The following is a 22,378-nucleotide window of genomic DNA, read 5'->3' on the forward strand; positions in this document are numbered from 1 at the left end:
CGAACACCAGTCGTGGACGCCCACGTTATTCCCCCCGGCCCGACTCATGTGAATCGCCGGCCCCAACCTGCCCTTGTTCGGCTGGCAGTTGGCTTGTTCGGCTCCATCAGCGCCCCGTCAGTGTCGCGCCGTTCAGTGTGAAGAACGTGCGTCAGGGCTGTGTCAAAGGTGGAGGCGCCGCCGTTAGAGACGCGTCAACGGCGGTCGATTCCGGTCACGGAGAGGGTTCCCTCTATCCGTCCGCTCCTCTTTCGAACCTCTCCTAGGAGTTCGCGATGGCCGATCTGGCCTTCGTCGTCACCACGGTCGCGGTCTTCGCGCTGGTGGCCCTCGTCGCCAAGGGGGTGACGAAGCTGTGACCGCCGAGGCTGCATCCAATCTTGAAATGGGCGTCGGCCTGGTCGTGGCCGTCGCCCTGCTGGGCTATCTGATCCTCGCCCTGATCTTCCCGGAGAGGTTCTGACTGTGACATCGGCTGCTTCCGCAGCGGGCGGCATGGGTCCCGTACTCGCCGGCGTGCTTCAGCTGCTGGCCCTGATCGGCGCGCTGGCGCTCGCCTACATACCCCTCGGCACCTACATGGCCAAGGTCTACTCCTCCGACCGGCACTGGCGGGTCGAGAAGTGGATCTACAAGGGCATCGGTGCCAACCCGGACACCGAGATGCGCTGGCCGGCGTATCTGCGCGGGCTGCTGGCCTTCTCCGTGGCCGGCGTGCTCTTCCTGTACCTGCTGCAACGGCTCCAGGGAGTCCTGCCCCTGTCGCTCGGCTTCAAGTCGATCGGCCCTGACCAGGCCTTCAACACCGCCGCGTCCTTCGTCACGAACACCAACTGGCAGTCGTACTACGGCGAACAGGCCATGGGCCACGTCGTGCAGACGGCCGGTCTCGCCGTGCAGAACTTCGTCTCCGCGGCCGTCGGCATCGCCGTCGCGGTGGCTCTCGTACGGGGGTTCGCGCGGTCACGGACCGGTGAGCTGGGCAACTTCTGGGCCGACATGGTGCGGGGTGTCGTACGGATCCTGCTGCCTGGTGCCTTCGTCGCCGCGATCGTACTGGTCGCCTGCGGTGTGATCCAGAACTTCTCCGGGATCCACGAAGTGGGTCAGTTCATGGGTGGGCAGCAGCAGTGGAACGGCGGGGCGGTCGCCTCGCAGGAGGCCATCAAGGAGTTCGGTACGAACGGCGGCGGCTACTTCAACGCCAACTCCGCCCATCCGTTCGAGAACCCGACCCCCTTCACCAACCTCTTCGAGATCTTCCTGCTGCTGGTGATCCCGTTCTCACTGACCCGGACCTTCGGTGTCATGGTCGGCTCCGTCAAGCAGGGCTACGCCATCCTCGCCACGATGGCCACCATCTGGGTCGGTTTCGTCGCCCTGATGATGTGGACGGAGTTCGCCCATCACGGCCCGGCGCTGCAGATCGCGGGCGGTGCGATGGAGGGCAAGGAGGTCCGCTTTGGCGTCGGCTCCTCGTCGATCTTCGCGGTGTCCACCACGCTGACCTCGACCGGCGCGGTGGACTCCTTCCACTCGTCGTTCACCGGCCTCGGCGGCGGGATCACCATGCTCGGCATGATGCTGGGCGAGATCGCGCCCGGCGGTGTCGGCTCCGGTCTCTACGGCATGCTGGTCATGGCGATCATCGCGGTCTTCATCGCCGGCCTGATGGTCGGCCGTACACCTGAGTACCTGGGCAAGAAGATCGGCACCCGCGAGATCAAGCTGGCCGCCTGCTACATCCTCATCACACCGGCGCTGGTGCTGGTCTTCACCGCCCTCGCGATGGCCCTGCCCACCCCGGCACACTCGATGACCAACAGCGGCGCGCACGGGTTCTCCGAGATCCTGTACGCCTACACGTCCGGCGCCAACAACAACGGCTCGGCCTTCGCCGGTCTGAACGCGGACACGCAGTGGTTCAACACCACGATCGGGCTGGCCATGCTGCTCGGCCGCTTCCTGCCGATGGTGTTCGTGCTGGCGCTGGCCGGCTCGCTCGCCGAGCAGAAGCCGGTCCCGGCCACCGCGGGCACCCTGCGGACCGAGAAGCCGCTGTTCACCGGCCTGTTGGTGGGCGTGATCCTGATCATCACCGGTCTGACCTACTTCCCGGCCCTGGCGCTGGGCCCGCTCGCCGAAGGGCTGGCGGCATGACCACCGACACGCAGAACCAAGAGGACTCCATGTCCACAGCCACTCCGACCCGGGCGCCGCACAGCGACGTACCCACCGGGCAGAAGTCCGCCGAGGTCCGCGTCGGCGCCGGCCTCTTCGACCCCAAGCAGCTCGTCAAGTCGCTGCCGGACGCCTTCCGCAAGCTGGACCCGCGGGTGATGGTCAAGTCACCCGTGATGTTCGTGGTGCTCGTCGGCTCGGTGCTGACCACCGTGTTCTCCTTCAAGGACCCGGGCGACTGGTTCGGCTGGGCGATCAGCGCCTGGCTGTGGCTGACCGTGATCTTCGCCAACCTGGCGGAGGCGGTCGCCGAGGGCCGCGGCAAGGCGCAGGCGGACACCCTGCGCAAGGCCAAGACCGACACCGTGGCGCGCCGGCTCGTCGGCGACCGCGAAGAGCGAGTCCCGGGTACCGAGTTGAAGATCGGCGATCTGGTCGTCTGCGAGGCCGGCGACATCATCCCCGGCGACGGTGACGTCGTCGAAGGCGTCGCCTCGGTCGACGAGTCGGCGATCACCGGTGAGTCGGCGCCGGTCATCCGCGAGTCCGGCGGCGACCGTTCGGCGGTCACCGGCGGTACGAAGGTGCTGTCCGACCGGATCGTCGTCAAGGTCACGACGAAGCCGGGGGAGACCTTCATCGACCGGATGATCAGCCTCGTCGAGGGCGCGGCGCGGCAGAAGACGCCGAACGAGATCGCGCTGAACATCCTGCTGGCCTCGCTGACCATCGTGTTCCTGCTGGCGGTGGCGACCCTGCCGCCGTTCGCTGACTACGCGGGCACGCATCTCACGCTGGTCGTGCTGGTGGCCCTCCTTGTCTGCCTCATCCCGACCACGATCGGCGCGCTGCTGTCGGCGATCGGCATCGCGGGCATGGACCGGCTGGTGCAGCGCAATGTGCTGGCCATGTCGGGGCGGGCGGTCGAAGCGGCAGGCGATGTGTCGACGCTGCTGCTCGACAAGACCGGCACCATCACCCTCGGTAACCGGCAGGCGGCCGAGTTCGTGCCGGTGCGCGGCGCGACGGAGGCCGAGGTCGCCGACGCGGCTCAGCTGTCGTCGCTGGCCGACCAGACGCCCGAGGGCCGCTCCATCGTCGTACTGGCGAAGGAGAAGTACGGCCTGCGTGAGCGGCATCAGGGCGAGTTGGCCGGCGCCGAGTGGATCGCCTTCACCGCGCAGACGCGCATGTCGGGCGTGGACGTCGACGGCCGCAAGATCCGCAAGGGCGCCGCCGGTTCCGTCGTCGCCTGGGTCCAGGAGCAGGGTGGTGAAGTCGCCGAGGACGCACAGGAGTTGACGGAAAGGATCTCCGAGGCGGGCGGTACGCCCCTGCTGGTGGCCCTCGAAGACACCGGCGGGGCAAGGGTGTTGGGCGTCATCCACCTCAAGGACGTCGTCAAGGAGGGCATGCGCGAGCGGTTCGACGAACTGCGCCGCATGGGCATCAAGACCGTCATGATCACGGGCGACAACCCGCTGACGGCGAAGGCGATCGCCGAGGAGGCCGGTGTCGACGACTTCCTCGCCGAGGCCACGCCCGAGGACAAGATGGCGCTGATCAAGCGTGAGCAGGCGGGCGGCAAGCTGGTCGCGATGACCGGCGACGGTACGAACGACGCGCCCGCGCTGGCCCAGGCGGACGTCGGCGTGGCGATGAACACGGGTACGTCGGCCGCCAAGGAGGCCGGCAACATGGTCGACCTCGACTCCAACCCGACGAAGCTCATCGAGATCGTGGAGATCGGCAAGCAACTCCTCATCACGAGGGGCGCGTTGACGACGTTCTCCATCGCCAACGACGTGGCGAAGTACTTCGCGATCATCCCGGCGCTGTTCGCCGCGGTCTACCCGGGCCTGGACAAGCTGAACATCATGCGGCTGTCCTCGCCCGACTCCGCGATCCTCTCGGCGGTCATCTTCAACGCGATCATCATCATCGCGCTGGTGCCGCTGGCCCTGCGGGGCGTGCGGTACCGCCCGGTGAGCGCGGACAAGATGCTCCGCCGGAACCTCGGGATCTACGGTCTCGGCGGCCTGATCGCGCCGTTCATCGGCATCAAGATCATCGACCTGCTCATCTCTCTGATCCCCGGGATCGGGTGAAGGACCATGAACAACTCCGTTGTGAACACCGCCCGGTTGCTGAGCGCCGGCCTACGGGCACTGCTCGTGTTGACCGTGCTCACAGGCATCCTGTATCCGCTGGCCGTCACAGGTGTGGCCCAAGCGCTCTTCGGCAACAAGGCGAACGGCTCGGAGGTCAAGGCCGAGGGCAAGGTCGTCGGTTCCTCGCTGATCGGTCAACAGGACTACAGCCTGGACTACTTCCAGCCCCGGCCCGCCAATGGCCTCGGTGAGAACCCGGTCAACACCCAGTACAAGCTGATCCTCTCCGGCGCCACGAACCGCTCCGCCGACAACCCCGAGCTCATCAAGTGGGTGAAGGAGGCGAAGGCCAAGGTCGTCAAGGAGAACTCCACGGCCGACTACAAGGTGAGGCCCTCCGAGGTCCCCGCCGACGCGGTCACCTCCTCCGGCTCGGGCCTGGACCCGAACATCTCCCCGGCGTACGCCGAACTCCAGGTCCACCGGGTCGCCGAGCGCAACGACCTGTCCGTCACGCAGGTCGAGAAGCTCGTCGAGGACCACATCCAAGGCCGCACCCTCGGCTTCATGGGCGAGCCCCGGGTGAACCTCCTCGAACTCAACGTCGCGCTCAAGGAACTCGCGGCGAAGAGCTGATGGCGTTACCCGACCCACGAGGCAGCCGGCGGCCCGGAGCACACTCCACGTCCGCCGGCTCCCGCCGCCGGCAAGCCGGTGGTGATCTCTTCGGCCCCGCGCACGACAGGAAAGGCGCACACCGATGACTCGGGTGCTGGTCGTGGAAGACGACCCCCAGCTCGTACGAGCCCTCGTGATCAACCTGCAGGCCCGCCACTACGGAGTGGACGCGGTGCCCGACGGCGCCACCGCGCTCCGCCTCGCCGCCGCACGCCGGCCGGATGTCGTGCTGCTCGACCTGGGCCTGCCCGACATGGACGGGGTCGACGTCATCATGGGCCTGCGCGGCTGGACCCGCGTACCGGTCCTCGTCCTGTCCGCGCGCCGCGCCTCGGACGAGAAGGTCGCCGCCCTCGACGCGGGCGCCGACGACTACATCACCAAACCGTTCAGCATGGACGAACTCATGGCCCGGCTGCGGGCCGCCGTCCGCCGCACCGAGGACGTGCCGCTCGCTCCCGAGACAACCCTGGTCGAGACGGACGACTTCACCATCGACCTCCTCGCCAAGAAGGCCTCCCGCGCGGGCCACGACATCCGGCTCACCCCGACCGAATGGCACCTGCTGGAGATCCTGGTCACCAATCCGGGCCGCCTGGTCACCCAGAAGCAGCTCCTGCACGAGGTGTGGGGAGTCACCCAGGGCAACAAGACCAACTACCTGCGGGTGTACATGGCCCAGCTCCGCCGCAAACTCGAGGCGGATCCTTCCCACCCCCGCCATCTGATCACCGAGCCCGGCATGGGCTACCGCTTCGAGGGATGACATGACACGCGGAAAGCTCCGGATCTACCTCGGCGCGGCACCGGGCGTCGGCAAGACGTATGCGATGCCGTCCGAGGCGCATCGCTGGTACGACGTCTCGGTCTGCGGGGCGGACGCTGACCGGCTCCCGTCCGGCCCGCCGGAAAAGTGATGGTTGTGCAAAACGTTTTGCATGCCTAGCTTGTGCGCCATGAGCGAGACAGCGCCCGCCGCGTCGGGCGGCCTTGTGGTGACCGGATGCGACGTGCTGCGCGTTCCGGTGGACGGCGAGTGCGAGATCCTCGCCGCGCACGACATCGTCGTCGCGGACGGCCGTATCCAGGAGGTACGGCCGACCGGCACCGCGCGTCCGGACGACGCCGCCGAGGTGATCGACGGCCGGGGCCTGATCGCCGTACCGGGCCTGGTCAACGCGCACACGCACAGCCCGATGGTGCTGATGCGCGGCGCGGCCGAGGACGTGCCGGTCGAGGGCTGGTTCAACGACCGCGTATGGCCGATGGAGAGCAACCTCACCCCCGCCGACGTACGCGCCGGCGCCCTGCTGGCCTGTGCCGAGATGATCCGCTCCGGGGTCACCACCTTCGCCGACCACTACTTCTTCCCCGAGCAGATCGCAGAGGCGGTCGCCGGTACCGGGCTGCGGGCCGACATCGCGCCCACCTACTTCAGCAGCCACGGCCAGGAGGCACGGGAAGCCACCGTGCACTTCGCGGAGACCTGGCACGGTGCGGCCGAGGGCCGAGTCACCGTCTCGCTCGGGCCGCACGCCCCGTACACCGTCGACGACACGGACCTGAGGTCCCTGTCCGGACATGCCCGGCGGCTCGGACTGCGCCTGCACATCCACGCCGCCGAGCACCTGGAACAGACCGAGTCGAGCCTCGAGCGGCGCGGCAGCACACCGATCCGTGTGCTGTACGAGACCGGGGTCCTGGAGGCGGGTGCCCTCATCGCCCACGGCTGCGGCATCGTCGAGCAGGACCTGCCCCTGTTGGCCGAGCACGCCGAACGGACCGCCGTGGCCTGCTGTCCCAAGGTCTACCTCAAGCACGCGCTGTCCCCGCTCACCCCCGTCCGGGAGTTGCTCGACGCCGGAGTGACGGTCGCGGTCGGCACTGACGGCGCCGCCGGACACAACACGCTCGACATCTGGGAGGCGCTCCGGCTGGTCGCCCTGACCCAGAAGCAGGCGGTGCGGGACGCCACCTGGATGACCGTCTCCGACACCCTGCGCCTGGCGACGCGCGGCGGGGCCCGCGCCCTCGGCCTGGCCGACCGGATCGGGGCGCTGGAGCCGGGCCTGCGCGCCGACATCGTCCTGACCGACCTGTCCGGCCTGCACTGCCGCCCGTTGCACGATCCGCGCGCGGCTCTCGTCTACAGCGCACGCGCCAGTGATGTCCGTACGGTGATCGTCGACGGCCGTGTCCTGATGCGCGACGGCCGGCTGCTCACCGTGGACGAGTCCGCTCTCCTCGAGGAGGCCGACGCCCGCGTGGCCCGGATCCTCGACACCTCCCACGGAAGAGCGGTGCAGCACTATGACCCGTGAGCCGTACGGGAGCGGCACCACCGGCGATCGCCCGGCGGTGCGCAGGCCCGCCTCCATCAAGGACGTGGCCGCCGCCGCGGGGGTCAGCCCCACCACCGTCTCCCACGTCCTCAGCGGCAACCGGCCGGTCAACGAGGAGACCGCCGCCCGCGTCCGCGGCGTCGTCAACCGGCTCGGCTACGTCCCGGCCTCGCTGGCCCGCAGCCTCCAGGCCGGCTCCACCTCCGTCATCGGCCTGCTCATCCCCGACATCAGCAACACCTTCTTCGCCGAACTCGCCAAGGGCGCCGAGGACGCCGCCCACGACCTGGGCTACGGCCTGATCCTGTGCAACACCGAGTTCGACGCCGACCGCGAGGACCGCTACCTCGGCATGATCCGCAGCCGGTTCATCGACGGCATGGTGTACGCCTCGGGGTCCCCGCCGTCGCGCCGGCGGCTGGAGGCCCTGATGGGCAAGTTCCCCATCGCGCTCGCCGACGAGGAGGTCGAGGGCCTCGAAGGCGCCCTCATCGCCACCGCCGACCACGAGGCGGGCGGCCGCCTGGTCGGCGAGCACCTGCGGGGACTCGGCCACCGCCGGGCGCTGATGCTGACCGGTCCGCGCGCGCTGAGGAGCAGCGCCGCCCGCGCGTCCGGCTTCGTACGGGCTTTCCGCGGCCACGTCGTCGAACGCGTCGGCGACTTCAAGGAGGCCTCCGGCCACCGCCTCGTCGCCCAACTCCTGGGGGACGGCGACCTGGACTGCACGGCCGTCTTCGCGGCCAACGACCTGATGGCCTTCGGCGCCCTCACCGCCCTCAAAGAGGCCGGACTCTCGGTCCCCGCGGACGTCTCCGTGGTCGGCTTCGACGACATCCGGGCCGCCTCCCAGATCAGCCCGCCCCTGACCACCGTCCACCAGCCCGCCTACGACGTGGGCCGCACCGCCACCGCACAACTCCTCCAGTACGTCTGCCGGGGCGAGGTCCCACCGGCCTCCCGGCACACCCTCCCCGTCGAACTCAAGGTGCGCGGCAGTACGGCCCCGCCCGCCCACTGAGCCCCTCCCACCTGCCGCACCGGGCGCGGTGCCGCGCTGCCCCGATGCCCGAATCCCCGTCCAGGAAAGGCGATTCACCATGCCCAGAGTCCTCGTCGTCGGCGAGTCCTGGTTCACGTACACGGTCCACCAGAAGGGCTTCGACGCCTTCCACACCTCCGAGTACACCGAGGGAGGCGGCGTCTTCCTCCAGGCGCTGCGCTCGCGCGGCCACGAGGTGACGTACGTCCCCGCGCACGAGATCCCCACCCGGGTCCCGGACTCCGCCGACGGTTTCGACGCCTACGACGTCGTGGTCATCAGCGACGTCGGCGCCAACAGCTTCCAACTGCCGCCGCAGACCTTCGGCGCGTCCGTTCCCTGCGCCGACCGTTCCGAGCTGGTGCGGGCCTTCGTCGAGCGGGGCGGCGGGGTGCTGATGATCGGCGGCTATCTGACCTTCAGCGGCATCGACGGCCGCGCACGCTGGGGGCGCACACCGCTGGCCGAGGCCCTGCCGGTGGTGATGGCCGACCGGGACGACCGGGTCGAGCTCCCGGCCGGTGCCGTGCCCGAAGCGGTGTCCGACCACGCGGTCGTACGAGGGCTGGAGCGGCACTGGCCCGCGCTGCTCGGCCTCAACGAGGTCGCCGTACGGCCGGAGGCGTCGCTGCTGGCCGAGTGCGCCGGGCATCCGCTGCTCGTCGTCGGCGGGCACGGCGCGGGCCGGTCGGCGGCGTTCACCTCCGATGTGGCGCCGCACTGGGCCCCGCCGCCGTTCCTGGCCTGGGACGGATACGCGCAGCTGTGGGACCGGCTGGTGCGCTGGCTCGCCGGTGTCTGAATTTCTCCCTGCGGAAATCAAACAGAAACCGGGCGGCGTAGCCAAATCGTTTTGCACTTCCTACTGTCAACGCAATCACTCACCCCATACCGGCCAATGCGCATGATCAGGAGACGGACGATGAGACACGGAAAAGGCGCCGCGGTCGCGGCAGTGGCGGGAATGCTCGTACTCGCCGCATGTGGAGGATCGGACGGGGATTCCGGTACGACGGGATCCTCCGGCAAGCCCCGCATCAAACTGGTGGTCAATGGCGGCCTCGGCGACAAGTCGTTCTTCGACTCCGCCTACGCGGGACTGAAGCGGGCCGAGAAGGATCTCGGCTACGAACTGAAGGTGGTCGAACTCGGCTCCGACCGCACCAAGTGGGAGCCCGGCTTCGAGGACGCCGCCGCGGCCGGCGACTACGACATCCTCGCCGCCGGCACCTTCGAGGTCACCGACTACATCGGCGAACTCGCCCCGCAGTACCCGGACAAGAAGTTCTGGGTCTTCGACGCCCCGGTGGACTACAGCGGCAAGAACGGCACCTGTTCCGACAAGTGCGAGAACGTCTACTCCGTGACCTTCAAGCAGAACGAGGGCGGATATCTCGCCGGATTCCTCGCCGAGAAGCTGGTCGCCGGAAAAGCGCTGAAGGGCGCCGAATCCCTCAAGAAGGTCGGCGTCATGGGCGGCGTGAAGACCCCGCTCATCGAGGACTTCGTCGTCGGATTCAAGGCCGGTTTCACGGCGGCCGGCGGTAGCGGCTCCGATGTGCTCGTGCAGTACGTGGGCGGCGACAAGCCCTTCGGCGACCCGGCCAGGGGCAAGGAGATCTCCACCGCGATGTACGGCCAGGGCGCCGCCCTGGTCTGGCCGGTCGCCGGGCTCTCCGGGCTCGGCACCTTCGAGTCCGCGGTCGCCGCCCAGCGCTACACCTTCGGCGTCGACTCCGACCAGTACCAGACCCTCACCGACCAGGCACAGAAGAACACCGTGGTCACCTCCATCCTCAAAAACGTCGGCAACGCGCTCTACAAGGCGGCGCAGGACGACCAGAAGGACTCCCTGAAGTACGGCGCCGTCTCCACGGTCGGCCTCTCCGAGGACGCGGTGGGCTACGTGAACGACGACCACTTCGCGCAGCTCGTACCGGCGAAGATCCGTACCGAACTCGAGGCGGCCGCCGGCAGGGTGAAGTCCGGCTCCGTCAAGGTCCCCAGCGCCCTGTAGCCGAACCATCCGAACCATCCGAACCATCCGAACCAGCCGAAATGGTCCCGACGATGAACGAGTCATGGCACAAGGCCGGTCCGGCCGTCGCCGCCCGCGCGGTGACCAAGACCTATGGCAACGGTGTGCGTGCGGTCCGCGGTGTGGACCTGGAGGTCCCGCCGGGTGAGATCCGGGCGGTGGTGGGCGAGAACGGCGCGGGCAAGTCCACGCTGATGAAGCTCTTCTACGGGCTCGAACAGCCGAGTTCGGGCGAGATCCTGATCGGCGGACGCCCCCGCGTGCTGCGCGGCCCGGCCTCGGCGATCGGGCTCGGCGTGGGCATGGTGCACCAGAACCTGATGCTGGTGCCGTCCTTCACGATCGCCCAGAACGTCGTCCTCGGCGTCGAGCCGGGCCGCCGCGGCCTCGTCGACACCAAGGCGGCCGTCGAGACCACGGCCCGGCTCGCCGAGGAGTCCGGACTCGCCGTCGACCCCAGGGCCCGCGTCGAGGAGGTGTCGGTCGGCATGCGCCAGCGCACCGAGATCCTCAAGGCGCTCCACCGCAGGGCGAAGGTGCTGATCCTCGACGAACCGACCGCCGTCCTCACCCCGCAGGAGACCGAGGATCTCTTCGCCGCCGTACGACGGCTGCGCGACGGCGGGATGACCGTGCTGTTCATCTCCCACAAGCTGCGTGAAGTACGCGAGATCAGCGACACCGTGAGTGTGATGCGGGCCGGTTCGCTGGTCGGAACCGTCGCCACCGCCGACGCCACCGAGCATTCGCTCGCCGCGATGATGGTCGGCCGGGACCTCACCCTCGACGTGGACCGCGCTCCCGCCCGTCCCACGGACGTCACCCTGCGCGTACGGAACCTGCGTTACACGGCGCCCACCGGACAGTCCCTGCACGACCTCGCCTTCGACGTCGCCGCAGGGGAGATCGTCGGCGTGGCCGGCATCGAGGGCAACGGACAGAGCGAACTCGCCGAGATCCTCGCCGGGTTGCGCCGCCTGACCGCGGGCACCATTCATGTCGGCGGCACCGACACGGCCGGCCTCGACGTCGCGGGCCACCGCCGCGCGGGCATCGGCTACGTACCGGAGGACCGGCTGCACAACGGCACGGCCCTGGACGAGTCGATCGCCGACAACCTCGTCGTCGACCGGCACGACCGCCCGCCCCTCGCCCGACGCGGCGTCCTGCACCCGGGGGCCGTGCGCGCCCACGCCCAACAGCTGATCGACGACTACGCGATCCGCACCCCCGACCCGGCCGTCCCGGTCCGCGCCCTCTCCGGCGGCAACATGCAGAAAGTGATCGTCGCCCGTGAACTCTCCGCCGGGCCAAGGCTGTTGATCGCCTCCCACGTCACCCGCGGAGTGGACATCGGCGCCATGCGATTCATGTACGAGCGGCTGGTCGCCGCCCGGGACGCGGGCGCCGCCGTCCTGCTGATCTCGGCCGACCTCACCGAACTCCTCGCCCTCTCCGACCGGTTGCTCGTCCTCAAGGACGGCCGCCTGGTCGCCCGGTTCGACGACACCCAAGGCCTCACCGAGAAGCGGGTCGGGCTCTACATGCTCGGCGTCGAACACCACCTCCGGGAGCACCTCACGGCAGGCCTCGACGACTCCGGAGAGACGCCCACCTCATGACCACCACCCTCATCGAGAGCGAGGACCGCCGCGCATACCGCGCGACCCGGCGCCGCGACCTCGCCGTCGACCTCAGCATGACCCTGGCCACCGTCCTGGCCGCCCTCGTCATCGGCTTCCTCGTGATACTCGCCACCGGGAAGAACCCGACAGCGGCGTACGAAGCCCTGCTCACCGGACCGCTGGAACGCTCCTTCCGGGTCGGCCGCTGGCTGGAGGACGCCACCACGCTCACGCTGCTCGGCCTGTCGGTGGCCATCCCCTTCCGGGCCCGCCAGATCAGCCTGGGCGCCGAAAGCCAGGTCTACGCCGGGGCGTTGGCGGCCGCGGCCGTCGCGATCTTCCTGCCGCTGCCGCCGGTGGTCGCCGTCGTCGTCCCGCTCGCGGCGGCGGCCGCGGCGGGAGCCGGCATGGGCTTCGTGCCCGGTGCCATGAAGGCACGCCTGGGCGCCAACGAGATCGTGGCCACGCTCATGCTCAACGCCATCGCCGTACGCGTCTACGACTACCTGGTCAACGGCCCCCTGAGACAGTCCGGCAGCAGCGCGGTGCACTCCGAGCGCATCCGTCCGGACTCCGCGCTCACCCCGCTGACCGAGTGGTTCGGCATCCCGCTGGGCCGGGCCAACATCGGCCTCGGCCTGATGCTGCTCACCGCCGTCGCGCTGTGGCTGCTCCTGACCCGCACCCCGCTCGGCTACCGCATCCGCATGACCGGCGCCAACCCGGACTTCGCCGACTACGGCGGCATCCGCGTGCCCCGCACCATCGAGTGGAGCTTCGTCATCGGCGGCGCCGTCGCGGGCCTCGCCGGAGCCCACCTCGTCCAGGGCGTCTACGGCCGCCTCGAACCGGGCCTCGCCGGAAGCCTCGCCTTCGAGGGGATCGTGGTGGCCCTGCTCGCCCGGAACAACCCGCTGGTCGTCGTGGTCGCCGGCCTCTTCTACTCCTACCTGCGCGCCGGGGGCGACATCATGGAACAGCAGACCGACGTCGGCACGGAGATCGTCGTCGTGATCCAGGCGGTCATCGTCCTGCTGGTCACCGCCCAGGCCCTGCCGGACCTGCTGAAGAGGCGCCTCACCCGCAAGCAGGTGGAGGCCCGATGAGTTCCGTCCTCGACGTCGTCCTCAGCAGCGCCTTCCTGGCCGCCGTGCTGCGGGTCGCCACCCCGTACCTGCTCGCCGCCTTCGGCGGACTGGTCGCCGAACGCGCCGGCATCAGCAACATCGCCCTGGAGGGCCAGATGCTGGGGGCGGCCTGCACCGGCGCGCTGGTCGCCGGATACAGCGGCTCCGTCGCCCTCGGCGCCCTGTGCGGCATCGCCGTGGCGACACTGCTGGGGCTGCTGCTCGCCGCACTGCGGCTGGAACTCGGAGCCGACGCGATCATCGCGGGCATCGGCCTCAACCTCCTCGCCTCCGGCGCCACGGCCTACGCCGTCTACACCCTCCTGGAAGACAAGGGCGGCACCTCCGGCCTCGACAGCGGCACCCTGCCGACGGTCCCCCTGCCCGGTGTCGAGAGCATCCCGGTGCTAGGGGACGTGCTCAGCGGGCAGAACACGGTCACGTGGCTGGCCTTCCTGGCCGCCCCGTTCGTCGCCTGGCTGTTCTACCGCACCCGCTTCGGCTTCCACCTGCGCGCGGTCGGCGAGATGCCGGACGCCGCCGCGTCGGTGGGTATCCCGGTCCGGCGCGTCCAGTACGCCGGCCTCGCCCTCAGCGGCGCGCTCGCCGGCCTCGCCGGGGTCTTCCTCAGCATGGGCTACGTCTCCTTCTTCGTACGGGACATGACGGCCGGCCGCGGCTTCATCGCCCTCGCCGCGGTCTTCCTCGGGGGTCTGCGCCCCTGGGGCGTCTTCCTCGCCGCCCTCGGTTTCGGCGCGGCGGAGGCCCTGGCCGTACAACTCGGCACGCTCGACGTGCCGCCCCAGCTGGTCTCGACGATTCCCTACGCCATGACGCTCGTCGCCCTCGCGCTGTACGCGTGGCGCCGCAAACGCCGGGGCGCGGGAGAGGTCACGGTCGCCTCCCTCTGACCCACCCACCGCACACCCTCCAACGTTCGGCCATCACCCGGAAGGACAGGACACCCATGCCCCGACACAGACAGCGAGCCCCCCGCGGACGTGCGGTCCTCGGCACCCTCACCACGGCCGCCCTCCTCGGCAGCCAAGCCCTGACACACGCGTACGCGGCCGAACCGGACCCGGAACCGGCCCGGGCCCAGAGGACACAGCACGGCCTGACGCTGCTGGACACCCTCGCCGTCCCCGCCGGAACCACGGAGTTCGGCATGCCGTTCGGCGGACTGTCCGGCATCGACTACGACCCGGAATCCGGCGAGTACGCCGTGATCAGCGACGACCGCTCGGAGAACGGCAAGGCCCGCTTCTACACGCTCCGACTACCGCTGGACGGTGCCGCCTTCGCCGGTGACGAGCCCACTCCCGACGGGCTGACCGTGCTCGCCGACACCACCGGCGAACCCTTCACCGCCAAGGCGGTCGACCCCGAGGCCATCCGCTGGACCCCGGGCGGCGAGAGCCTGCTGTGGACCAGCGAGGGCGCCTCTAACTCGGGACAGCCCGCCTTCGTCCGGGAAACGTTCGCCTCGGGCGCCTACCTGCGGGAACTGCCCCTGCCCACGGCGTACACCCCGGTCAAATCCGCCTCCGGCACGCTCGCCGCTGGAGTCCGCAACAACCAGGCCCTGGAAGGGCTGACCCTCTCACCGGACGGCGACAAGGTCGTCACGATCACCGAGAACGCCCTGGTCCAGGACGGCCCCGCGGCCAGTCTCACGGCCAAGAGCCCCTCCCGGGTGCTGGTGACGGACCGCCGGACGGCCCGGACGGAGGCCGAGTACGTCTACGAGGTCGACCCGATCTCGGACGCGCCCACCGCACCGCTGCCCCCGCCCGTCAACACGTACGCGGCGGACAGGGGCGTCTCCGAGATCCTGGCGGTCAACGAGACCGACCACCTCGTCGTCGAGCGCTCCTTCGCCTCCGGCGTCGGCTTCGCCATCCGTCTGTACTGGACCAGCACGCTCGGCGCCACCGACGTCAGCGGCAAGGACGCGCTGTCCGGCACGGAGAAGCCGATGCGGAAGAAACTGCTGTACGACTTCACCCTCTCCGGGACCGACGCCGACAACGTCGAGGGCATGGCCTGGGGACCGACCCTGCCCGACGGTTCCCGCTCCCTCGTCCTCGTCTCCGACGACAACTTCGGCTTCAACGGCGGCGTCACCAAGTTCCACCTGCTGTCCGTCCGCAGCGGCCTGCTCGGCACCCACGCCACCTGTCCCTAGGCCGCGTCGCGCCACACCTTCACGTCCAAGGTGACGGACGTCGTCCCGGACGAGTCCCGAAGTGTCACGAGCCCTACGTGCCCCGTCCCGCTGATGACGCACATCTGCTGGCCGACGGTGAGGTCCTTGACCCAGATGTAGCTCTTGTAGCCGGTCGCCGCCCTGCACACGTCCAGGCTCCCTTGCCGGCCCACCGGCAGCAGGGCGAGGGAGCTGCCGGAATCGGTGCCGGGGGCGAGGACCGCGCCCGAGGAGTAGACGGCGTACGTCAGATCCTCGTCGGAGGTCCCGGTGTCCGCCTTGGCCCGCACCGGGCTGTCCGCCAGGTACAGGTCATGGCTCTTGGTCATCCGGATCCCGGAGTACGTCACCGGGACAGGGGCCGTCGGGGCCGCGGGCTTGCCGGCCGCGGCGGTCGGGGGAGCCGAGGTCGCGGGCCGGGCGGGTGTCGGGGGCTCCGAAGGGCTCGGCGGCAGAGCCGCCTTGGTGGGCTTGGGCTTCTTCGAGGGGGTGGCGGACGGGGAGCCCGACGTCGACGGCGACGCCTCGGCCGAAGCGGGCGACCGCGACGCGGCCACCTTCTGCGCCCGGCCGTCGCTCTTTTGCTCGTCCCCCGGAACGAACAGCAGCGTGGCGCCCGCCCCACAGGCGACGAGCACGACAGCGGCTGCCGACAACACCCAGGCCCGGCGCCTGCGGCCCTTGCCGTCCGAGGCCACCGGGGAGGTCTGCGCGGCGGCCGGCTCCTGCGGCTGCGGCCAGGGGGACGGAGCGTACGCACCCGGCGCGGCCCCGGGCCCCATCACGAACGGTCCGGGCATCGCGGCATGGGACGGCGAGGTGGGGGAGTACGACGTCGGAGGACCGAATGCGCCGTAACCGACCGACCCGGAACCGGCGGCCCCGGAACCGGCACCGCTCGCGGGCCCGAAGCCACCGGAACTCGCGGGATCGAAGGCTCCGGAGCTCGCGGGCCCGAAACCGCCGGAGGCATGGCCGCCCGCGGCCGTCCCCGCCCGGGCCTGATCGGCTCCTTCGGCCCGGGCCGTGATCCCCGCCGCCAGCGCGCCCGGCAGCCACGCCCCGAACGTGAACCGGGCCACGTCACCGCGGCTCGCCTGGATCGTCTGAACGGTGCGGATGACCTCCTCGACGGAAGGCCGCTCGGTGGCGGGCTTGCGCAGACACCGGGCCACCAACTCCCGTATCTCGTCCGGCACACGGCCGAGGTCGGGCTCCTCGTGCACCACTCGGTAGAGCACCGCGTGCGGATCCCCTTCCCCGAACGCGGCGCCGCCCGTCGCGGCGAACACGGCGGTCTGCCCCAGCGCGAACACGTCGGCCGAGGAGGAGGCCTCCCCGCCGAGTGCCTGCTCCGGCGCCATATAGGCGACCGTGCCGAGGGCTGTGCCGCTCTGTGTCACCGACGTGGCGTCCGCGGCCCGCGCGACACCGAAGTCGATGACCCGGGGGCCGTCGGCGGCGAGCAGCACGTTGGACGGCTTCAGATCCCGGTGCACGATGCCCTCGCGGTGCACCGCCTGCAGGGCCTCCGCGACACCGGCGATCAGCCGCAGCACGGTGTCGACGGGCAGCGGGCCGTGGTCGCGCACGGCGTCGGAGAGGGACGGCCCCGGCACATAGGCGGTGGCACACCACGGCATGGATCCCTCGGTGTCGCTGTCCACGACCGGAGCCGTGTAGAGCCCGTGCACCCGGCTCGCGGCGGCCACCTCGGCGCGGAACCGCTTCCGGAACTCGGCGTTCTCGGCCAGCTCCGGCCGGATCACCTTGACCGCGACGGCCCGTCCGCCCGGCGTGTGGGAGAGATAGACCCGTCCCATACCGCCGGACCCGAGCCGCGCCACCAGCCGGTAGCCGCCGACGACCCGCGGATCGCCGTCCTCCAGTGGCTGGAAACTCCCCACATCGGGCCCACCGTTGCTCAACACGCCGCACTCCACCCCGTGATCCGCTCTGTGGTGCCCCATTGCATCACGGGTCCCTCGTGTCCGGCCCGCGCCTCCGGCCTGAACAGTCATCGGCCTTCACCCCTACCCCTGGTCGTACGCCTGGTGCGGCGGTGCAGATGTGCGGCCGGCCCGGCGGCGAGAAAACCCCGGGACGGTCCGAGGAGGCCGCTGTTAACGTGGAACGCATGGAGGTCATCACCCGCACCAACACCGCAGCCGCGCGAGCGACCAGCTCGCCGGCTGCCGACGCCTGACCTCACCCCCTCTTCCCCGGCGGCCGGAAACGGACCGCCGGCCCGTTGTTGGACTCCTGTCGCAGCCTGCTCCCGCGGTTCTTTCCGGTCGCCCGTGACCCGAAGGAACACCGCCATGAACACCATGAACACCGACGAGACGGTGCGCACGTTCACCGACTTCTTCCGCGAGCGCGGGCACCGGCTCATCACCGGAAGCACGCTCCTGCCGCCCCCCTCGGACCCGGTGCTGTTCACCACCTCCGGCATGCACCCGCTCACGCCCTACCTGCTGGGCCGCCCCCATCCCGAGGGGCGGCGCCTGGTCAACGTCCAGCGCTGCCTGCGCACCACCGATCTCGACGAGATCGGCGACTCCACTCACCTGACGGTGTTCGAGATGCTCGGCTCGTGGTCGCTGGGCGACTACGGCCATGCGCAGAGCCTTCGTTGGGGATACGAGCTGCTGCGCGATGGATTCGGCATCCCGCAGGGGCGGATGTACGCCACGGTCTTCGGCGGGGACGACCAGGTCGGCCCCGACACCGAATCGCTGTGCACCTGGCGCGAGTTGGGCCTGCCCGTGGAGCTGACCCGGGAGGAGAACTGGTGGGACAACGGCCCCGTCGGCCCGTGCGGCCCCGATTCGGAGATCTTCGTGTGGACCGGCGACAGCGGCACCCCGCCTCAGGGCAGCCCCACCACCGACCCGCGGTGGGTCGAGGTGTGGAACCACGTGCTCATGCGCTACCACCGCCACGAGAACGGCAGCCTCGAACCCCTCCACCGGCCCGGCATCGACACCGGCATGGGACTGGAGCGGCTCGTGACCGTCCTGCAGGGCCGCACCTCGGTCTACGAGACCGACCTGTTCGAACCGTGGACGACACTGCTCTCGTCGCTGTGGGACCTCGACGAGCCGTCGATGCGGCTCGTCTGCGACCACCTGCGCTCGAGCATCGTCGTCCTCGGTGACGGAGTACGGCCGTCCAACACCGGACGCGGTTACGTACTGCGCCGGTTGACCCGCCGGCTCCTCACCACGCTGTGGCGCGACGATCCGTCCCGCACTCTGTCCGACCTGCCTGTGGAGCTCCTCGAGGGCACGCTGGACCACTTCCGCCAGACCGGCGGATCCAGCCCTGTCCGCGAGGTGCTCCTCGACGAGGAGCGGCGGTTCGGCACGCTCCTGGAACGAGGGCGTCGCGTGCTCTCCCGGCCGGAGTTCCAAGGACCGCTGGACGAAGGGGACTACGCCTACCTCCATGACACCCACGGCCTGCCCCGGGACCTCGTCGCCGGTCTCCTCCGTACACGACGTGTCGTTCAGCGGTAGGTGATGGCCGAGGTGCTGTAGCGGCAGCTCGTGCCGTCCGGGCCGCTGCCCAGTACGGTCGGTTCCTCGCCGCCGCTGTTGCCCCGGAAACGCTCGCACACGGTGATGCTGCCGGCGCCGCCCGTGATCGTCACGCCCGAGATCACGGCGGTGTCTCCGTAGTTGGCGTTGATCCCGGCCAGGACCTTGCCCGGGCTGCTCGCCCGCACGTCGCTGATCACGACATGGCGCGCGTACTGGGTGTCGCAGTTGCCGCAGGAGCGGTAGAGCTTGCCGAAGTCGGAGACCTGGAAGTGCCTGATGGTCAGCGTGCCGGCACCGTTGTGCTGGAAGACCTTGTCGTCGGCCTTCCGCGCACCCCCGCCGTCGACCAGGTACGTGGCCGAGGCGGACGTGCCCTTGAAGGTGGCCGCGTCCTCGCCGACGTCCTCCCACCACACGTTCCGCAGCGTGCAACTGCCCAGGCAGTGCACGCCGTCGGCGGCCGGGGCGCCGAGGACGACGTTCTGCAGCACGGCACCGTCGGCGAGTTCGAACAGCGGCCCCTGGTCCTCGCCCTGGCTGTCGGTGCCGAGGCCGCCGGAGCCGTGGAAGCGTTTCAGGCCGCCGTCGAAGCTGCCGGTGACCTCGATGGTCGAGGTCACCGGCCGGTCGGCGGTGGAGGTCGGCCAGGCGCCGAACGCGGCGGCGCGGGGGGCCGGGGCGGAGGTCCGCGACGCGGTGGGGGTCCGCTTCTTCGCGGGCTTCGTCGTCGAGGCGGAGACCGACGGCGAGGCGGACGACGACGCCGACACGGATGCGGAGGGCGACGGGTGCGAGGCGTACGGCCTTGGTGACGCGGACGCCCCGGCGGCGGGGCCGGACCCCGAACCCGAGCCCGACACGAGGACTCCGGCGGCGACCACGCCTCCGGCGAGCACAGCCGCCGCCACGGCGATCAGGGCAACACGTCGACGGCGGTCGGCCGTTCTGCCTCGCCGGTGGCGCGGGGTTGTTCTTCTCTTGCTCACGTCGTCCTCTTCGCGAAAGCCCGGGTTTCCCCTCTGTCGCCACCGGACGCACAAAGGTTGCCCCGCGCGCGGAACAAGTTGCGCCTTGCTCCGGTGGGCCCGACGGTCTCGCTCAGGGGTAAGCGCTCAGGAGACGTGCCGACGGCCGTGCGATAACAGTTTTCGGCCGTGCGTCGATTGTCAGTGGGCCGTGCTACCCAGGTGACGACAGGAAGGTAGCCCGATGCTGATCGAAACCAACGCGCCGCTGGCCCGCGCCGCCGTCGAGGCGATCCATTCCGGCAACGTGCCGGCGCTCAAAGACCTGCTGACCGCCCATCCGCGCCTGGCCACCGCAAGGCTGGGCAACACGAAGATCACCCGCACCCTGCTGCACGTCGTCACCGACTGGCCCGGCCACTACCCGGGCGGCCCGCAGACGGTGACCGCCCTCGTCGCCGCGGGAGCGGACGTGAACGCACGCTTCACCGGCCCGCACACCGAAACCCCGCTGCACTGGGCGGCGAGCAACGACGACGTGCCGGTCCTGGACACCCTCCTCGACCTCGGCGCGGACATCGAGGCCCCCGGCGCGGTCATCAGCGGCGGCACACCGATCGCCGACGCCGTGGCCTTCGGCCAGTGGAACGCCGCCCGCCGCCTGCTCGAACGCGGCGCGCACACCACCCTGTGGCAGGCCGCCGCCCTGGGCCTGGCCGACCGTGTCGCCGCCTGCTTCGCGCCCGGCACCCCACCGCCGGGCCCGGCAGAGATCACCAGTGCGCTCTGGTGCGCCTGTCACGGCGGGCAGCGGGAGATGGCCGCCTACCTGCTGGAACGCGGCGGCGACATCAACTGGATCGGCTACGACGAACTCACCCCGCTGGATGCCGCCCACCGCTCCGGCCACCCCGCCGTGGTCGCCTTGCTGCGTGAGCGGGGCGGGCGGTCCGCCAAGGACCTCGCCTGAGCGGCAAGATCCGAGTCGGAAACGCCGTCGGGCTACTCCTGTGCGTGCCGGATGGCGTCCAGCACGATGTGGGCGATGTGGTCGTCGGTGAGCTCGTACTGGATCTCGCGGGCCTGGCGGCGGGTCGTCACGATGCGGGAGTTGCGCAGGACCCGAAGGTGCTGGGAGACCAGCGGCTGACTCACCCCGAGGGCGGCGACCAGTTCGTGGACGTACTTTCCGCCCTGGGACAACTCGCGCACGATGCCGAGGCGAACGGGCGACGCCAACGCCTTCAGCAGATCACTCGCGGACCGCAGGTCGCGTAGGGGTTCGTCCGCAGAGGCTGCCGAAGGCGTCGGTGTCGTCGAGGAAGGGGGATTTGTTGCCACATGCATACATTAGCATGTGGCAACGATTTTCAGTGGTCGTCCCAGTGGCCCTCGTGGGGGGCGTGGCGGTGGCCGTCGTGCAGGTAGTCCACATGGCCCTCGTGCGGCACGGCGACGTGACCGCAGCCCTCGCCGTGCTGGTGGTCGTGTCCCTCGTGGGCGGCGTGGCCTGCGTTCACGCACTCGTCGACATGGCCGTCGTGGACGCGGTGGATGTGGCCGTCGTGGGCGTAGTCGGTGTGGTCGCCGTGCGGGAAGGCGACGTGGCCGCAGTCCTGGCCGTGGGTGTGCGTGTGGTCGTCGTGTACGCGGTGTTCGGTGGGGGTCGTCATGCCGTGCTCCTGCTGTCGCTCTCGGGTTGCCTGCGGTTGGTGCTCCGCGGGCCGTGCATGCCGACATTAACATATGGCAATCCGCGCATGTGTCTCGCGGGTGTACCGACCGCGCGCCGAAGCCGCCCCGTCGGCTCAGCGTCGTGCACCTGCGGAGCGCGAACCAGGACGTTGACGCGAAACGTACGCGAAGCGCCCATCAGGAGGACACTGGAAGCGTCTGTCGGTACTCACTAGGGGGTGTCGGCCGATGGCTGCGTCACAGTGTCGAAAGGTGCGGCTGTGGCGGTGGCGGCGGAACCCGCTCCGGCGGCGCTGCGACCTCCTCGAGGCGTGGATCGTGCTCGCCGCGTGGGTGCTCGCCCTGGTCGGCGGCCTGTTCGTGGGCCTCGTGACGGCCGCTGGGGTCGAGTCGGCTGCCGAGCGGCAGCGGGCGCAGAGCCGTGAGGTGTCGGCCGTGCTCGTCGAGGACGCGGAGGACGGGGTGTCCTCGCGGGCGCCGGCCGACTACCGGGTGTGGGCCACGGTGCGCTGGACCGCGCCGGACGGGCGTACGTACACGGACGAAGCCAGGGTGCTGCCCAAGACTCCGGCCGGACGCACGGTGACCGTCTGGACGGACGGCAAGGGAAACATCACGGCCGAGCCCCTCACCGAGGGGGAGGCCCGGCTGCACGCGGTCTCGGGTGGCGTGCTGGCGGCGATGGGCGTGGGCGGCGTGGTGCTGTGCTCCGCCTGGGTGCTGCGCGTGAGGCTGGATCAGCGGCGTCTGGCGCAGTGGGGGGCGGAGTGGGAGCGGATCGACACGCACCGGGGGTGGAGGACGGGGTAAAGGCCGACTC

General features: G+C 70.2%; 20 protein-coding genes and 1 pseudogene. 17 read left to right on the forward strand and 4 right to left on the reverse strand.

Annotation, left to right across the window (positions count from 1 at the left end):
• Positions 1 to 385 precede the first annotated feature (385 nt).
• The 14 genes and pseudogenes from kdpF (at position 386) to CLM62_RS15945 (ending at position 15,332) form a co-directional block, all read left to right on the forward strand.
• Positions 386 to 463 carry a K(+)-transporting ATPase subunit F gene (kdpF, locus tag CLM62_RS15880; RefSeq protein ID WP_107483795.1) on the forward strand — a complete coding sequence of 26 codons (78 nt, stop codon included), beginning with the start codon at positions 386 to 388 and terminating at the stop codon, positions 461 to 463.
• 32 nt (positions 464 to 495) lie between these two features.
• Positions 496 to 2,160, forward strand: a complete 1,665-nt coding sequence (kdpA, locus tag CLM62_RS15885; RefSeq protein WP_095750515.1) for a potassium-transporting ATPase subunit KdpA — start codon at positions 496 to 498, stop codon at positions 2,158 to 2,160.
• Positions 2,157 to 4,289 carry a potassium-transporting ATPase subunit KdpB gene (kdpB, locus tag CLM62_RS15890; RefSeq protein WP_179382112.1) on the forward strand — a complete coding sequence of 711 codons (2,133 nt, stop codon included), beginning with the start codon at positions 2,157 to 2,159 and terminating at the stop codon, positions 4,287 to 4,289. Before kdpA ends, kdpB begins: the two co-directional genes overlap by 4 nt.
• A 6-nt stretch (positions 4,290 to 4,295) precedes the next feature.
• On the forward strand, positions 4,296 to 4,928 hold the full coding sequence (locus CLM62_RS15895) for a potassium-transporting ATPase subunit C (RefSeq protein WP_095750516.1): 633 nt from the start codon (positions 4,296 to 4,298) through the stop codon (positions 4,926 to 4,928).
• A 124-nt stretch (positions 4,929 to 5,052) separates the two neighbouring features.
• On the forward strand, positions 5,053 to 5,736 hold the full coding sequence (locus tag CLM62_RS15900; protein ID WP_095750517.1) for a response regulator: 684 nt from the start codon (positions 5,053 to 5,055) through the stop codon (positions 5,734 to 5,736).
• 1 nt (position 5,737) lies between these two features.
• Positions 5,738 to 5,821 (forward strand): annotated as a pseudogene (locus tag CLM62_RS53060) (hypothetical protein); the annotation flags it as partial.
• A 105-nt stretch (positions 5,822 to 5,926) separates the two neighbouring features.
• The gene (locus tag CLM62_RS15910) at positions 5,927 to 7,291 is read left to right on the forward strand and encodes an amidohydrolase (RefSeq protein WP_095750519.1); all 1,365 of its coding nucleotides are present in this window, start codon (positions 5,927 to 5,929) and stop codon (positions 7,289 to 7,291) included.
• Entirely contained in the window at positions 7,281 to 8,333 is a 1,053-nt protein-coding gene (locus CLM62_RS15915; RefSeq protein ID WP_095750520.1) for a LacI family DNA-binding transcriptional regulator, read from the forward strand. The genes CLM62_RS15910 and CLM62_RS15915 overlap by 11 nt, the downstream gene beginning before the upstream one ends.
• A gap of 79 nt (positions 8,334 to 8,412) precedes the next feature.
• Positions 8,413 to 9,156 (forward strand): glutamine amidotransferase, encoded by a 744-nt coding sequence (locus tag CLM62_RS15920; protein WP_095750521.1) that lies wholly within the window; start codon positions 8,413 to 8,415, stop codon positions 9,154 to 9,156.
• Positions 9,157 to 9,276: 120 nt separating this feature from the next.
• Positions 9,277 to 10,371, forward strand: a complete 1,095-nt coding sequence (locus CLM62_RS15925) for a BMP family protein (protein WP_095750522.1) — start codon at positions 9,277 to 9,279, stop codon at positions 10,369 to 10,371.
• 53 nt (positions 10,372 to 10,424) lie between these two features.
• Complete coding sequence (locus CLM62_RS15930; RefSeq protein WP_257003867.1) at positions 10,425 to 12,014, forward strand: ABC transporter ATP-binding protein; 1,590 nt, start codon at positions 10,425 to 10,427, stop codon at positions 12,012 to 12,014.
• On the forward strand, positions 12,011 to 13,123 hold the full coding sequence (locus CLM62_RS15935) for an ABC transporter permease (RefSeq protein WP_095750524.1): 1,113 nt from the start codon (positions 12,011 to 12,013) through the stop codon (positions 13,121 to 13,123). The genes CLM62_RS15930 and CLM62_RS15935 overlap by 4 nt, the downstream gene beginning before the upstream one ends.
• Positions 13,120 to 14,055 carry an ABC transporter permease gene (locus tag CLM62_RS15940; RefSeq protein ID WP_095750525.1) on the forward strand — a complete coding sequence of 312 codons (936 nt, stop codon included), beginning with the start codon at positions 13,120 to 13,122 and terminating at the stop codon, positions 14,053 to 14,055. The genes CLM62_RS15935 and CLM62_RS15940 overlap by 4 nt, the downstream gene beginning before the upstream one ends.
• 56 nt (positions 14,056 to 14,111) lie before the next feature.
• Positions 14,112 to 15,332, forward strand: coding sequence for an esterase-like activity of phytase family protein (locus tag CLM62_RS15945; RefSeq protein ID WP_095750526.1), 1,221 nt, complete (start codon positions 14,112 to 14,114; stop codon positions 15,330 to 15,332).
• Here CLM62_RS15945 and CLM62_RS15950 read toward each other — a convergent pair.
• Positions 15,329 to 17,284, reverse strand: a complete 1,956-nt coding sequence (locus CLM62_RS15950) for a serine/threonine-protein kinase (RefSeq protein ID WP_257003868.1) — start codon at positions 17,282 to 17,284, stop codon at positions 15,329 to 15,331. The two genes, CLM62_RS15945 and CLM62_RS15950, sit on opposite strands and share 4 nt — an antisense overlap.
• A 399-nt stretch (positions 17,285 to 17,683) precedes the next feature.
• Here CLM62_RS15950 and CLM62_RS15955 point away from each other — a divergent pair, with 399 nt between their 5' ends.
• Positions 17,684 to 18,874, forward strand: coding sequence for an alanine--tRNA ligase-related protein (locus tag CLM62_RS15955; RefSeq protein ID WP_095750558.1), 1,191 nt, complete (start codon positions 17,684 to 17,686; stop codon positions 18,872 to 18,874).
• Here CLM62_RS15955 and CLM62_RS15960 read toward each other — a convergent pair.
• Positions 18,865 to 19,806, reverse strand: a complete 942-nt coding sequence (locus tag CLM62_RS15960; RefSeq protein WP_095750528.1) for a pectate lyase — start codon at positions 19,804 to 19,806, stop codon at positions 18,865 to 18,867. The genes CLM62_RS15955 and CLM62_RS15960 overlap by 10 nt on opposite strands.
• 301 nt (positions 19,807 to 20,107) lie before the next feature.
• On the opposite strand from CLM62_RS15960, the gene CLM62_RS15965 reads away from it, so the two are divergent.
• Positions 20,108 to 20,833, forward strand: a complete 726-nt coding sequence (locus tag CLM62_RS15965) for an ankyrin repeat domain-containing protein (RefSeq protein WP_095750529.1) — start codon at positions 20,108 to 20,110, stop codon at positions 20,831 to 20,833.
• Between the two features lie 32 nt (positions 20,834 to 20,865).
• Here the strand turns inward: CLM62_RS15965 and CLM62_RS15970 are convergent, their stop codons facing one another.
• Both CLM62_RS15970 and CLM62_RS15975 read right to left on the reverse strand, forming a co-directional pair.
• A complete protein-coding gene (locus tag CLM62_RS15970; RefSeq protein ID WP_095750530.1) occupies positions 20,866 to 21,210 on the reverse strand; it encodes a helix-turn-helix transcriptional regulator in 345 nt (114 codons plus the stop codon).
• A gap of 23 nt (positions 21,211 to 21,233) precedes the next feature.
• Positions 21,234 to 21,536: a hypothetical protein gene (locus tag CLM62_RS15975; RefSeq protein WP_095750531.1), complete on the reverse strand. Its 303-nt coding sequence runs from the start codon at positions 21,534 to 21,536 to the stop codon at positions 21,234 to 21,236.
• A 274-nt stretch (positions 21,537 to 21,810) separates the two neighbouring features.
• On the opposite strand from CLM62_RS15975, the gene CLM62_RS15980 reads away from it, so the two are divergent.
• A complete protein-coding gene (locus tag CLM62_RS15980; RefSeq protein WP_257003869.1) occupies positions 21,811 to 22,368 on the forward strand; it encodes a hypothetical protein in 558 nt (185 codons plus the stop codon).
• The last annotated feature ends 10 nt before the right edge of the window (positions 22,369 to 22,378 follow it).

Origin of the sequence: Streptomyces sp. SA15, from assembly GCF_002291145.1 — a bacterium.
In the GTDB taxonomy this organism is placed as follows: Bacteria; Actinomycetota; Actinomycetes; order Streptomycetales; family Streptomycetaceae; genus Streptomyces.